Raw genomic sequence first — 16,804 nt, forward strand, 5'->3', positions numbered from 1 at the left:
TTGGTTATCGCAGTCATCCGTTACACTATAGGTCCGGGTAATCGTTTCCGGACAAGTTTGGTTATCCGACACATCACTAACCCACGCTACAACCGGAGCGGCAGTACAGTTGTCGGCTTCATCGGTAACAACCGTAATATCAACAGCAGGTACATCACCGGCACATTCAACAGTAACTGGTGCCGGGTTGCTGGCTGTCGGATTAGTAGTATCGTCAATGGTAATGGTCTGCGTAACCAGGATTTGGTTATCACAGTTATCCGTGACCGTAAAAGTTCGCTCAACCACAGCAGGGCAGGAGCCCGACGGCGTTCCGTCGAAATAAGTAATGGACTTAATGTTGCAGTTGTCGGCTGCACTGCCACCTTCAGTCTGGAACTGAAGCAGGCTTATTGTTGCTTCGCTGGCACTGTAGGATAGTGCGGAGGTTCCGTCTGCAGTGATATCCGTTTCATCGCAGCCTTCAACGGTGATCTCTCCCGGAGCAGTTGCCGTAGGAAGGGTGGTATCATCAATGGTAAACGTTTGCGTTGCTGTTCCAAAATTACCGCAGCCGTCTGTGGCGGTGAAGGTGCGGGTGACCACCCAGGGACAAGAACCAACTGTTGCGTCAACGTAAGTAATCCCATAACTACAATCTTCCACAACCGAGAATCCGTAGGTCGCTTCTTCTCCTGTAACGGTAACAGCTGTCTCGCTGTATGAAGGAAGACCAACAATGACAGAACAAGCTTCAATCGTCTCGTCATCATCCGCAGTTACCACGGGGGGTGTGGTGTCGTTAATGGTAATGGTAAAGACCTGTGTGGCTGTAACCACATTACCACAGGCATCAGTGGCTGAGAAGGTTCTGTTTACAGTCCATGGGCAGCTGCCAGTGGTCACGTCGATATAGCTAACAGAAGACAGAAGACAGTTATCATCAGCGTCACCACCCTCATTCCTAAGTTGGCCCAGTGTAATTGTTGTGCTGCTAGGGCTGTAAGGTAGTAAGTTTTCCACTGCAAGAGCCGCGTCCACATCACAAGCTTCAATATCCCTACTTGTTGGAGCAGTTATCGTTGGCGGAGTCGTATCGTCAATGTTGATTGTCTGATCACAACTGGCATTATTACCGGAAGCATCATAGACCGTCCAGGTTCGGGTGACAACGATCGGACAGGTGCCGTCCACAACATCAACATATTCAACGGCGTCAATCGTACAGTTATCGGTGGCTGAACCCTGATTAGTGGCATCAATGAATTCAGCATACGAAGAATTCGCTGTTACCGTTGAAAAAGCCGGGCCGGTAATCACATCGGTATCACAGCCCTCAAGGTTACGACCGGTACACGACACAACCGGTGGCTCGATATCAGTTACAATGACCTGATGTGAACATTCACTATAGCCTGATCTATTTTCTGCACGCCAAACAATTGTCGATGTTCCTAATTCAAAAGAATAGTCGGGAATATCTGGAGGTCCGGGATTGCCGGCACTGCCAACGAAAAGACTACCACTATTTGTCGCACCTACTGAGCCATCCGGATTATAGATGGTCCAGGTCCAAGTAACGGGTTGAACGCCTTCCTGAAGCGTTGGCAATCCATAGTCGTCAGAGCTTCTTGTAGCCGTACAGACATTCGGATCGGTGTTTGTCGGATAATCCGTTGGACAGATGATAACCGGTGGCCCTGTTACAGTAACCGTGAAGGAACAGCTTACAGTATTTCCATGCGCATCAGTGAGCGTGTATTCAATGGTAGTTACACCGACATTAAAAGTGTAACTGGCCGGGAACAAATTTATCCCACTAGGATCGCCATTCCCAGATCCTGTAGTTACTCCGCTCATTACCCAGCTTAACTCCGGATTCGGGCAATTGTCGGCGTAGCTTGGAGACGGAACAGGAACATCGCTCGCATACGGCAAATCGAAGTCGGCTTGCACGGTAATATTCTCAGGGCAATCCAGTGTAGGAAGCAGGTCGGTTACCGTCACGGTTTGCACACAAGGATATTCGTTGCCGGAAGCATCCGTTATCAACCAATTGATTGTGGTTGTTCCAACAGGGTAAGTTCCGCTGGCGTTAGCATCACTGGTTTTGTAGGGCGAATCATTAACAATACTGTAAGCTTCATTACAAGGATTTGTAATGCCGGGAGCAGGTACGGAAACATCGGCTTCACATAAGCCTGAACTGGCATTTACGGTTATATCAATTGCTGTATTACAATCCACCTCAAATTGCGGTGCGTCAAGGTTTTTAATCCATACGGTATAACTACAAGTTGCTGTTAATCCGGCTGCATCGGTTACCGTATAATTGATTTGTGTTTTTCCAACCGGGAACGGGTAGTTGTGTGCTGATCCGTTGCCGTTAATTACGGTACCATCTTCCATGATTAATTGGTAGGAAAGTACCGGATCTGGACAATTATCATTAAAGGTTGGGGCCGTTACCTGGCTGCTAACCAGATCACATCCGCCATTAGTGATCAGATCTTCTACATCTCCCTGACAGCTGATCGTCGGTGCTTCTGCATCAATAACTATAACCGTTTGCTCACAGGTATAAACCGTTCCCGAAGCATCAACGATAGTCCAGATCACAGTAGTTTGGCCAACCTCATAGATGCCACTGGCATCGTTGGTTCCATTAAAGTCGTTAGTGATGCTGTAAACCTCTCCACAAGGATTGGTAATATCGGGAGCAGGTACGGTAACATCGGCTTCGCATAAGCCTGAACTTGCATTTACAGTTACATCAGTTGCTGTATTGCAATCCACTTCAAATTTCGGATCAGCAAGGTTTTTAATCCATACGGTATAGCTACAAGTGGCTATTAATCCGGCAGCATCGGTTACGGTATAATTGATTTGCGTTTTTCCAACCGGGAATGGGTAGTTGTGTGCTGATCCGTTGCCGTTGATTATTGTACCGTCTTCCATGATTAATTGGTAGGAAAGTAACGGATCTGGACAATTATCATTAAACGTTGGGGCCGTTACCTGGCTGCTAACCAGATTACATCCGCCATTAGTGATCAGATCTTCTACATCTCCCTGGCAGCTGATCGTCGGTGCTTCTGCATCAATAACTGTAACCGTTTGCTCACAGGTATAAACCGTTCCCGAAGCATCAACGATAGTCCAGATCACAGTAGTTTGGCCAACCTCATAGATGCCACTGGCATCGTTGGTTCCATTAAAGTCGTTAGTGATGCTGTAAACCTCTCCACAAGGATTAGTAATATCGGGAGCAGGTACGGTAATATCGGCTTCACATAAGCCTGAACTGGCATTTACGGTTACATCAATTGCTGTATTACAATCCACCTCAAACTGCGGTGCGTCAAGGTTTTTAATCCATACGGTATAACTACAAGTTGCTGTTAATCCGGCTGCATCGGTTACCGTATAATTGATTTGTGTTTTTCCAACCGGGAACGGGTAGTTGTGTGCTGATCCGTTGCCGTTGATTACGGTACCCTCTTCCATGATTAATTGGTAGGAAAGTACCGGATCTGGACAATTATCATTAAAGGTTGGGGCCGTTACCTGGCTGCTAACCAAATCACATCCGCCATTAGTGATCAGATCTTCTACATCTCCCTGACAGCTGATCGTCGGTGCTTCTGCATCAATAACTGTAACTGTTTGTACACAAGTCGTTGTCGTCCCTCCTTTATCTGTAATGGTCCAGGTAACCGTTGTTGTTCCTACAGGGTAGGTGTCGCTGGCATTATCCGTATGGTTGTAATCATTAACAACTGAAACGATAGCATTACAAGGGTCGTGGATTTCTGGTGCGGGCACTACAACTGGTGCCTCACATAGTCCGATTAGTGCATTCACCGTCGCTGGATCATCCGGGCAGGTGATGGCGGCTTCCGGAATTTCCAATCGTTTAATGGTGACTGTGAATTGACAAGTGGCCGTATTGCCTGCCGGATCAGTCGCCGTATAAGTTACAGTCGTTACACCAACATTGAATGCCTGAGTTGATGGGATCAATCCATTTCCACTTCCGCTTGTTTCACCACTCAATGTATAACTTAAAGTATAACTACAGTTGTCTTCAATGGTCGGCACGCCCAGTGAAACGCCTGTTTTTGAACATTGGTCTGCTGCAATTTCTTCTTCCTCATTACTTGGACAGAAGGTGAAAATCGGATCCTGATTATCGATAACCGTGATGACTTGCGTACATGTTGTGAAGTTCCCGGCTTCATCGGTAACCGTCCAGGTCACCGTTGTCTCCCCAACGGGATAAATTCCACTGGCATCTGTCGTGCCATTAAAATCGTTGACGATGGAAAGAACACCGCAAGGATCAATCGCAATTGGAGATTCAATGCTTACATAAGCTCCACAAACACCCGGATCAGCATTGACGGTTTGATCACCAGGACATGAAGAGATCTCCGGTTTTTCTTCATCAATAATGGTCACCATTTGGGTACAGGTGGTTTCATTTCCACATTCGTCTGTAGCTGTCCACGTGACAGTGGTTTCGCCGACCGGGAATTGAGCAGGAGCATCATGGGTTAGGCTTATTGAACTTACTGCAGAGCAATTGTCGGTTGCAGTCGGGGTCCCCAAACTAACATTGATAGCAAAACACTCACCATCCTCTGCCGCTTGGGTAATGTCTGCCGGACAGGTTATTGTAGGGGAAACATCGTCACCAACGTTGATCGTTTGAGTGACATTGATTGAGTTTCCGCAGTCATCCGTTACACTGTAGGTACGGGTGATCACTTCTGGACAGCTGTTGCCATCCGATACATCCGACACGAAAGCCACTACCGGGGTTGCCGTGCAATTATCGGCCTCGTCGGTTACTACATTAATATCAGCTGCCGGAACATCACCGATACACTGAACGGTTATCGGAGCAGGATTGCTGGCTGTTGGTGCTGTGGTGTCATCCACGGTAATCTTCTGCGTACATTCCACAAAATTTCCACAAACATCCGTAGCCCGATAGGTCCGGGTAATGATCTCCGGGCAGGTTCCGCCATCCGAAACATCACCTATATGAGTAACAGTCACTGCCCCGGCGCAGTTATCAGTTGCTGATACGGATGAAACATTCGCAGCAGGTACGTCGTCACGACACTGAACAGTGAGGTCGGCCGGACAAGTGATGGTTGGCTGAATATCATCAGCAACAGTGATGGTCTGAACTTTACTGGTTGAGTTACCACAATCATCGGTTACCGTCCAGGTACGGGTAATAATTTCTTCGCCGCCACAGTCCCCCGCTGTAGTAGCATCACTGTAATCGATATCCAAAACAGTCGAGCAATTATCAACTGCATCATTCACATCTCCTGTGACGCTAAGCGAAGCATCGTAGGTACAATCTGCTTTTCGGTAGATGGTGATATCGGCAGGTGCCGAAAATGTTGGAGCTTCATTATTGTCGGCTACCGTTATAACTTGTGTATGGTTGGTTTCGTTACCGCAATCATCGATCAAGCTCCAGTAGCGGGTAATGATCACTTCGCCTTCACAAGCTCCCGTGGTCACAACATCCTCAGAAGTTGCATTCAAGCCGGTAGAGCAATTATCTGCTTCATCGGTCACATCGCCAGTCACACTAACCGAAGCATCGTAATTGCAATCGGCATCTTTCGAAATCGTAAGATCAGCAGGTACTGTAAACGTTGGTGCTGTTCGATCCACAGATCTGAGGAATTCCGGTGAATCATTACATTCGCTGATCGCTCCCACTGGAGTCGGATCGCACAAAGCAGAGCTAATGTAACGGGTTTTAATGCGATAACCGGCACAATTATCGGCTGGCGGTGAATAATAGTTACTCGATCCCCAGGTACTGCCGCCGTCAAAGCTGTATTCAATGTCAAATCCATCGACGAGTGTCGGCGGAGTAACCTCAATATCTCCACAGCCATCATTGACAACAGGCACTTGGGCTACCGGGAAGACAACAAAGTTGGCAGAGCCGCTACAGTCGCCAGCCGGAGTCTCATAGGTAGCTACAAAACATCCTGCTTCGGAGGCCGTAAATTCGCCCGCTGAATTAATTACACCACCACCGCTTACCGTCCAGGTCCCATTTTCAGCTCCGTTATGCGTAAAGGTGGCCGTACCGCCAACACAGGTATTGGTGGTAAACACATCCGGGAAGTTATATACATTGACCCAAACAGCCTTGGCTTCACCCGGGCATCCGGCAACATAAACTGTCAAAGTATATTCGGTTGTAGTTCCCGGCACCACAATAACCTCTGATCCTGAACCACCAGGAATTTCTTCTACCGGACCCCACTCAAAAGTTGCATCTGCCGGAGGCGTGGGCAAACCGATATCATCAACCGCCCATACGCTACAGCCCACTCCATCATAATTGAAACGGATTTGCAGATCGCTGGAGCCGATGTAGGCCGACATATCAACGCCAACATCATTAATTACATTGGGGTTTCCGGAATTCAAATCACCTGAATATTGTGCTAAAACGATGTTATAGGTATTTCCGCCATCCGTCGAAAGCTCTATTTTGGCCGTTGTTCCTGGCTCTAAATGATAGGCATGGGTAAAAGTCAGTTCGGCGGAAGACATGGTGGCGGGAAGACTGAAAACCGGTGTTTCCATCCAGGAGTTTAACTCCCCGTTTACAATGGAAAATTTCGTGTTGTCAGGTGTGTCATAAATAGTTCCACAGAACTCTTTAGGCCCGTTGGTTTCTGCCCACGGCCCATTTTCCCGGTTATTGCCCGCTGCCGGGAAAGGATGAATGGCTAGTCCATCTTCATACACAGTCCATCCTTTGGGGTTGGCAACATCGAATGAACCACCCGATATAATACCCAGGGTGTCGGGCAAAATTTCAACGTTAGCCGTAAGGGTCACCGGTTCACCGGCACATAAATCCCCTAAGGAAACGGTTATTTCAGGAGTAAATGCCGGGATGACAGTTATGCGTGCGGTGCTCGAATAAACGTTACCACAAGTCGTATTCCCAATTAAAGCTGTAAACAGGGTCGTACTTGGAACATTGGTATAATTATAGGTATCGAGACCTGCTGTCCCGGGAATGACGGTCCAGGTGTTTCCTCCGTCAAGAGACTGTTCCCACTGGATGACATTGCCCGAATAACCTTCCAGGGTTAACGTCCCGCTGTTGATTTCGGTACACACCGTAGCGATGCTGGGTGATATGAAACCACCGTCAGCGTAATAATCAACGGTAATGGTGCCGGTCTCTGAAGCATTCTGGCAAGGTCCCGTCGTCGTCAAGGCATAATTAAAAGTGCCGGGAGCGAGGGGAGTTCCTGAGATGGTGTAAACACCACCACTGTAAGAGCCGGAAACACCATCAGGAAGATTACCCGTTAAAACAATGCCCGTAGCAGAACCACCCATGGTATAGCTGATCGGTTCGATTGGCGTTCGAAGGCATACGGTTTGATCGATATCTCCCGAAGTCCAGGAGATGGTGGCATCTTCGGTAATGGTAAGCTCTCCCGACAAGGATGCATCGGCACAGCCCGATTCGGCTGTTACGGTGAATCCGTAGGTTCCCGCAGCAGTCGGCGTTCCGCTGATGGTAAATAAACCGTTGATGGCATTGTAGTTTCCGTTGATCCCTGCTGGTGTTGCAGCATCCCAGACAATCGATGCTCCGCTTGCATTCCCTCCAATCAAATAGGTGATTGTTTGCAGCGGACTGTTGATACAAAGTGTTGGGGTCGCATTTCCTCCGGCCAGGCTAATGGTTGCGTTCCCGTCAACTGTAATGGTTCCACTCAACGATGGATTATTACAAGGACTACCAGTGGTCGTTACCGTATAAGCAAAGGTTCCCGTTTCGGTCGGTGTACCGGATAGGGTGAGCACATTGCCGCTGAATGATTCCGTGACTCCTGCCGGAAGTGAGCCCGTCAGCTCATAATTGTTTGCCGAACCTCCAAGGGTATATTCAATAGTTGAAATTGCCTTGTCGATACATACCGTTTGGTCGTCGTTGCCGGATAGGGCGATCGTCCCCAGGGTATTCACGTTCAGCGAAGCCGTGGTTGATGTCACCGACGAACAGGTAAACCCTGCTGTTCCGGAGATCACAACGTCGTAATTGCCGGCATCAGCTGTCGAAATATTCGTTAAGGTATAAGACGATGAGGTGGCGCCGGAAATGGCAGTCCCGTTTTTCCGCCATTGGTAAGTTAACGGAACCCCGCCGGCATCGGCAATAACATTTAAAATGACGTTTTCTCCTTCACATTTTGTTTGCGATACCGGCTGAGTAGTGATGGTAATCGTGGCATCAACATTCAGCGTAACGGTATTAGAGGTCTGTGGCGAGCAAGGCGATTCCCCGCTAACAACAACATTGTATTCTCCATTGTCGGTTAAGCTTACTGAGGCAAAATGAAGGGTTGCCGATTCTGCTCCCGGGATTGGCGAATTATTTTTATACCACTGATAGCTTAAACCAGTTCCTACTGCCGCGACTGTCAAATCAGCCTGCTGTCCAACACACACACCGGTATTAACCGGTTGGGTAGTAATAACGACAGCCCGGTTAACCGTAAATGTTGTTGTAGTAACGACTGAGCTACAAGGGCCCGACGGGTCGTTGGTTGTCAGTCTTAAAGTTACCGTACCGTAGAAATTGGCTGCCGGCGTAAAGCTTACGGTCTCAGGAGTCGACGTTTGAGCGGTAGAACTAAGTGTGCCGTTTCCGGAGACGATTGACCAGGCGGCTGTTGAAGCACCACCTCCGATACTTGCATTGGAGAGAGTTATAGAATTCCCTTGACACAGCGGACCATAAGCCCCTGCATCAACGGTAGCCAATGGATTAATGGTGACTTCAACTTCATCCCAAACGGCATCGCAAGGACCTGCTCCATCCGGATCGATACTGGTTAAAGTTAAAATAACGGAGCCTGCTGTTAGATCTTCTGCACTCGGAGTATAGATGGCATTGAATGTCGTTTCGTCATCAAATGAACCGGAGCCATTGCTTGTCCAGATCCCGCTAGTTGCCGAACCACTAATTGAACCGTTTAAGAAAACGGGTTCACCTTCACAGATGATTTGATTTTCTCCGGCTGCAACCACAGGCAGACTGTTAATTGAAATTTCCACCTCATCAGCAACCGGTTCGCAAGGACCTGTTCCATCCGGATCGATACTGGTTAACGTTAAAACAACGGAGCCTGCCGATATATCAGCAGCGCTTGGAGTATAAATCGCATTGAATGAACTAGCACTGTTAAACGAACCGGAACCATTACTGGTCCAGCTTCCCGAACTAACCACTCCGCTCACCGAACCACTCAAACTAATGGTTTCATTTTCACATATGATTTGGTCTTCTCCGGCAGCAACTACAGGCAGTGGATTAATCGTAATAATGACATCGGCTGCAACAACATCGCATATCCCAGCCGGATCGTCACTCGTTAATGTCAAGGTAACTGAGCCATCAGCAATATCTGCAGCGCTCGGGGTATAAATGGCATTTAAGGAACTCACATCATCAAACAAACCTGATCCGTTAGTTGACCAGCTTCCGGTATTTACCGCTCCAGTCACAGAACCGCTTAAACTTACATCCTCACCTTCGCAGATGGTTTGATCTGTTCCGGCATCAACAACAGGTAATGGATTGATCGTGATTACAACATCATCTGCAACTTCGTTACATGCTGCGGCGTGGTCGGTACTTGTCAAGCTTAGTGTTACCGACCCGGAAGCGATATCATTGGCTCCTGGTGTATAAATGGTATTCAAAGAGGTCGCATTATCAAACGATCCATCACCATTGGTAGTCCAGATTCCTGCAGTAGCACCAATGGTCACGGTTCCATTCAAACTGACGATTTCATCTTCACAAATCGTTTGAGCGGCTCCTGCATCAACAATAGCCAATGGTTCAACAGTTATTGTCGCAGCTCCTGATACATTCTCGGCACAGCTTGGTTCTGTAGCCCAATCCACGCTTACAAGGGTATAAGTCGTTGTAGCAGTCAATGAACCCGTATTTAAGCTCGCAGATCCGCTTGCTCCAATGGCAATGGTTTGATCAGAAACACCATCATTGTATGTTATAATTGAATTGGGCTCTCCGGAGAATGTAATTCCTGACGATGATCCTTCACAAATAGTCTCTGTGCCGGAGATCGTCGCAAACAGTTCTGGTCTGATCGTCAAAATCAAGTCATCAGTCGCGGGAGCACACGTCCCGCTGGGATCATCAGTTGTAAAGGTGAGCGTCACCGAACCAGCGTTCCGGTCTGCTATACTTGGAGTATAGGTTGCATCTGTCTTAAAAATATTTCCAAATGTTCCAGATCCTGAGCTTGTCCAAGTTCCCTTGTTCTTGCTCGCAGCTCCTCCCGGCGTCCCGCTAATGCTGATAGTAGCCTCATCGTAGCAAATCGTTTGATCTGCTCCGGCATCAGCTGTGGCGTAATCACCCACTGTAATTTCCAAAGGGGCACTGGTTGTCGTGGCACTACAAGCATTGCTTACAGTAACCGAAATAGTGTAGATATCTGGAGAGACTCCCGTAACATTAACGGTTATTGCATTTGTCCCCTCTCCCGACGCTATTATCCAGCCAGCAGGCAGGTTCCAGTCATAGTAGGATGCATTGTCTACAGCAGGTACGGAATAGTTTAACACGGTCGCTACCGAACAAACAGATACAGGCCCATCGGGTAGTTGCGGTGTCTCGGTGATCGGTTCATCAACCTGAAGTGTAACGCTATTACTGGTTGCTGTATTTCCACTGGTACAGGTCTCATCTGAAGTCAAGACCACGTAAACGTCATCACCGTCAAGTGGTGTGTAAGTATAAGTTGGACTGTTATTGCCAACAGAAGAACCTTTGACAAACCATTCGTAGCTTGGATTTCCTCCTTCATTGACAGGTGTTGCCGTGAGGGTAATACTTTCGCCGGAACAAACAGGTGCTAGCGTACCGACACTGACACTAACATCCAGATTTGGATCTACATCAATGGTGTAAGTATCCGATGCAGTAGCTGTCCCACAGCTGTTGTTGCTTGTCACAGTTAGGGTCAGAGTAACCGTATTCCCGGCATCTCCGGAAGCCGCATTATAAGTAGGACTAATTGTCGTTTCGGTGCCCGCAGTAATCGAACCAGCACCATTATGAGTCCATAAAATTGTTCCATTACTTGCTGATGCTCCGCTCACAGTAGCGGCTCCATCTTCACAAATTGTGGTACTTCCACCGGCACTTGCTGTGGGGAGTGGATCAATAACGATGGAGTAGTTGGCGGTTGCCGTAGCTGTTCCACAAGCATTGTCACTGGTTACGGTCATGGTTAGTCTAACCGTGCTTCCAGCATCGCCGGCCCCAGGGGTGTAAGTTGGGCTTAATGAAGTTTCGTTTGTCAGAGAACCATTGCCGGAAGTCACTGTCCAGAGGATGTCACCATTATCGGCTGAAGCTCCATTGACTGTCGCCGTTTCATTCTCACAAATCGTTTGGCTGCCTCCCGCTGAAGCGTTAGGTAGCGGCTCAATGCTAACCGAAATCGCGGTTGGCAAAGCAGCCGTACAGCCATCGGCACTGGTATAATTAACCGAAACAGTTCCTGTGCCTGTCGGCCCCCAGCTAACGGTTATCGTATTATCGGCACTACTTCCTCCGCTGGTTACTGAACCTCCGGTAATTACCCAAACATAATCGCTCATGCCGCCCTCAGTCGTATAAACATGTCCGGTGGCGTTTTCACAAACGATCTGATCTCCGCTAATTGTCGGAACCGGCAAGGGGTAAACGGTTATGGCATAAGTGCCCTCAGCCGTTGCCGAACCGCAATTATTGTCACTGGTCACGGTCATGGTCAGCATTACGGTATTTCCGGCATCCACTGCTCCCGGGGTGTATGTTGGCGCTGTTGTGTTGCCGTTGGTAATTGTACCAGTACCATTGTGGCTCCAGCTGATATCACCGTCCGTTGCAGTGGCTTCGCCTGAGCTCAAGGTATAGCTGTCACCCACACAGATAGCCGCGCTTCCAGCGGTTGAAGCTGTTGGAAGAGGATCAATAAAGAGGATGATTTCATTACTGTGTGCCGGATTTGCGGCACAAAGGGCATTGGAAATCAGCTCCAACCTTACCTGGTCACCATCGTCAAGGGTTGATGACGAGAAAGAGTCATTGGTTTCACCAACTAGATCATTCCAATTAGTACCTCCATCGGTGGAGATTTGCCATTGATAGGTCGGATTTGTTCCACCGCCAATGACCAGATCTGTTGTGAAGGTCACTTCAGTACCTTCACAAATTGGGTTTTGCGATTCCAGAATATGAACTTCCGGCACAACAGTCGGATTCACCGTCATGGTAACAGTATTACTCTGAATAGCTCCCGGGCAAGGGGTATCGGAAGTCGTCACGACTAATTTAACCTTATCGGTATTGTTTAGTGTTGCCGAAGTAAAGCTGATACCAGTTTCTCCTGAAAGTGCTGCACCATTCAAGTACCATTGATAGGCAGGATTAGTGCCAGCATCGGTTACATTGGAAGTAAAGGTTACCGACTCGCCAAAGCAAATGGTACCAGCCGGATCTCGGTCAATAGCTACCGTTGTAATGGGCTTGACCACAATGGTTGCGGTGCCGGTTAAGGGTGCTGGACAAGTGGGAGACGATTGGTAAACCGCGCTCACCAGCTTATAGACGAAGGTGCCCTCCTGGTTGATGGCTGCGGGTATAACGGTTGTTCCGCCTGCAGCGATGTTCTCCGTGAAATTAGCGCCTCCGTTGATTGTATAGCTTACAGTTACCGGTAAATCCACCTGGTTGGTAAAGGTGATATCCGGATTTTCCACACCATAACAGATGGTGGCATTGTCGCCGATGGTCACTGATGGTGTAGGATTAACGATGACTGTCAGCTCGAAAGTCGATCCCGGACAGCTACCGGAAGTTGGCATTACCGTGTAGGTTGCCGTTTGTGTCGAATTTGTTGGATTGGTCAGCGTTCCGCCGATGGAACTCCCGCTACCAGCTGCGGCACCGGTCATGCTTCCGCTAACAACTGGAACTCCCCAGGAATAATCGGTGCCTGACGGCACTATATTTCCATTCGTCCCGTTAGCTGGACTGATAGAAAAAGCTTCACCGCTACAGACTGTTACAGTCGTATTGGGAATTGACGGTGTCGGATTGACGGTTACAGCGACCGAGAAGACAATTCCGGGGCAGCCCTCGGCCGAAGTCGGTGTTACCGTATACGTAACTATTTTTACGGTATTGGAGGTATTGGTCAGCGTTCCGCTAATACTCGTTTCATCCGTTCCGGCTTGTGTTCCGGTGATCCCCGTAACACTGGGGGCCGACCAGCTGTAGGTTGTTCCTGCAGGAACAACATTTCCATCCGCTCCATCCGCTGGCGTCAAATCAAAATCTCCGCCACTACAAATCGTTGCGGTCATCGGATTGATGGCCGGCTTGGGGGTGACGGTAACCACTACGTCAAAGGGCAAACCATCGCAACCACCAACAGTAGGAGTGACCCAATAGGTGGCCGTTTGTACGGCACTCGTCGTATTGGTTAAGGTACCACTTATGGCTGCAGCATTGCTCCCTGCCCCGCCTCCGGTAATTCCGCCCGGAGTACTTAGCGATGGTGCCGACCAACGGTAGGTCGTTCCCAAAGGTACAATATTCCCATTGGCTTCATCAGTTGGTGTAAGGGTGAAACTTCCGCCACTACAAATTGTTGCTGTCATTGGAGTGATAGCCGGTGCCGGTTTAACGGTAACATCTAGAATAAAGGGCTCTCCTTCGCAGGTCCCGGCTGTCGGGCTAACCGTATAACTGACTACTTTCGCCGTATTGGTCAAATTGGTCAGCGTTCCGCTGATACTTGATCCGCTTCCGTCTTCAGCTCCTGACACCCCTCCGTCATCGGTCACCACCCACTCGTAAGTTGTCCCCAAAGGAACAATTCCGTTCGTGTTATTCGCCGGACTAACATTAAAAGGCACTCCGCTACACTGGTTGGCGGTCATATCATCAATAGCCGGCTCAGGTGTAACGGTAACTGTCAAGGTAAAAACCTCTCCGCGGCAAGCACCATAAAAAGGCGTAACCGAATAAACAACGTATTGTTCTATATTGGTCGTATTGGAGAGGGTACCGGTAATAGTGGCTGCACTATCACCTTTCGCTCCTGAAATTCCTCCGGTTGAAGATTGAATAGACCATTTATAGCTTGTGCCGGTCGGCACTTCCCCATCGACACCATCTTCAGGCGACACCTCAAAAGTACCACTGTTACAAATAGCTTCAGTCAGATCATCAATATCAGGCTTCGGGTTGAGGAGCACCTGAGCGGTAATCGGATCTCCAACGCAATCATTGGCTGTTGGCGTAATGGTAAAGGTAACAGTTAGCGGTTCATTCGTTGTATTGACTAATGTCCCGTTAATATTTCCGGTACCGGATTCGGCAACACCAACCGCAGCGCTCGTATTATCCCTTGTCCAGCTATAAGTTGTTCCTCCGGTTTCACTATCAAGCACAATCTGACTGAAGGCCACCCCGGAGCACCGGGACTGTAAAGCCGGTGTTGCTGTAGCAACTGGCTTGGGATTAACGATAACCCGGGCTTTCTCCGGAGTCCCTGGACATCCGTTGTAAGTTGGGGTAATGGTAAAGGTAACCAATAACGGCGAACTGCCCGTATTCGTTAAAGATCCGCTAATCGTGTTGCCGGAGTCAGAGCTTGCGATATCAGTCGGAACCCCCGATACATTATCCCGTGTCCAGGTGAATGTTGTACCTGCAGGATTGCCGGTGATCACAATCGGATCAATAGTTTCACCGGTACAGATCGATTGGCTTTGCCGATTGACGGATGCCGTGGGTATCGGATTAACGACTACGCTTACCGATCCTGTGATTGTTTTCGAACAAGAGGGTGTCGTTTGAAAGGCCACACTTCCCAACTCGTAAACAAAAGTTCCTGCCGTGGTGGTCGGAACAGCCACCGTTGCTGTACCATTCGCAGATACGTCAATCGTTTGCGGCGAACCATTTCTGGTATAGGTGATGGTAACAGGTAAGGAAAGCGGATTGGTAAAAGTGGCTATCGGCGATGGTGTATTCATACACGCCTGAGTGTTATCAACACTAATCGAAGCTGTTAGCTCCGGACGCACGGTAATCGTAAAGGTTTCCGAATTTCCTTCACAGCCATTGGCGTAAGGAGTAACCGTTATTGTACTCGATATCGGGCTGCTACCGGCATTCGTTGTTGTAAACGAAGGAAGATTCCCGGTTCCGTTAGTACTTCCTAAGCCTATAGCAGGATTACTACTGGTCCATTCAAAAGTTGTGCCCGGAACTGATCCCGAAAACACGATCGGCGCAACATTCGAATCGTAACAATAGGTCTTATCTGTAATCGCATTCACTGTTGGCGTTGGATGCACGGTAATGGTAGCCGATTCGTTAAGCGCATGGGTACAAGCAGGCCCCGATGAATACCCCACACTTTCCAATCGATAAGCGAAATCTCCGGCACTGCTCGTTGCCTGTGAAACGATCGCCTCATCATGAGCAGCGATGTTTACCGTTGTTAATCCGGTGTTGTTGATCGTATACGTGACCGTAACCGGTAAGTCCATGGGATTCCTTATCGTAACTGCGGGGAGCGGAGAGTCATTCTGGCAAACTTCTGTTGTTCCGCTGATCGTTGCCGTTGGCGTTGGACGAACCGTAACTGAAACCGAGGCTGTTGCTGTACACCCATTAGCATCTGTAACAACAACGGAATAACTTCCGCTTACTGCTGTGGTAATATTATTAATCACCGGATTCGGTTGCGAAGAATTAAAGCCGTTTGGACCTGTCCAGGAATACAAATAATTGGCAGTTCCGCCTGATGGCGTGGCTGACAAGGTCAAATCATCACCGCTACAGGTTACTGTTGCTGAGGCCGTCGCAGTTGTCGTCAATCGATCGGGAACGGTAATCTGGTAGCTGCATTGATTTTCATTGCCTGCCGCGTCATTTACCGTATATAAAATTGTTGTGGTTCCCCGATTAAAAGTGTACGTTCCGATAGCACCACTTCCGGAGTCGTTCGTATCTCCGGTCATGGTCCAGTTAACAGCAGTCACTCCGCAGTTATCATCATAAACCGGAGCAGCCACATTTATTGTTCCTGAACATGCAGAACTTCCTGTGGCAGTATAAGATGACAGGCAGGTGATCGTCGGGTCTATATTGTCTTCAACTGTAACCGCCGCTGTACAGGTAGAAGCATTGCCATGTTCATCGGTAACGGTTAAAACAACATTATTTGTTCCTAAATCACTGCAAGTAAAGTCCGTTTTATCCAACGCAAACACCAAATCTTCGTCTGCAGTACAGTTATCGCTACTTCCATTGTTGATGTCAGCTATTGTAATTGAAGCATTACCGGCTGCATCTAGCTGAATTGCTAGGGGTTGACATTGTGCATCGGGTGGAGTTATGTCGTCAATGGTAATTATCTGTTCTACATTTATACTATTCCCACAATCATCTGTAATGGAATATGTTCTTGTGATTACTTCCGGATTGAATCCACCATCACTGACATCACTTACATGCGCTACCACTGGATTCGAAGTACAGTTGTCTGCCTCATCAGTTACCACGGTGATATCCGGACCAGGAAGATCAACTGCACATTCTACATTTATTGGTAGTGGGTTGCTGGCGGTTGGTGGCACATTATCCGTTAAAGTAATTGTACTGCTTGTGCTAACTGAGTTTGTACATTCGTCGGTAGCGGTAAATGTG

1 protein-coding gene is annotated in these 16,804 nt (G+C 48.4%); it reads right to left on the reverse strand.

Translation table 11 applies throughout. From position 1 onward, the window contains the following. On the reverse strand, positions 1–16,804 hold a 16,804-nt coding region (locus ACUNWA_RS02195), incomplete at both ends, for an HYR domain-containing protein (protein ID WP_445590243.1).

The sequence above is a fragment of the Sunxiuqinia sp. sy24 genome, from assembly GCF_052677165.1.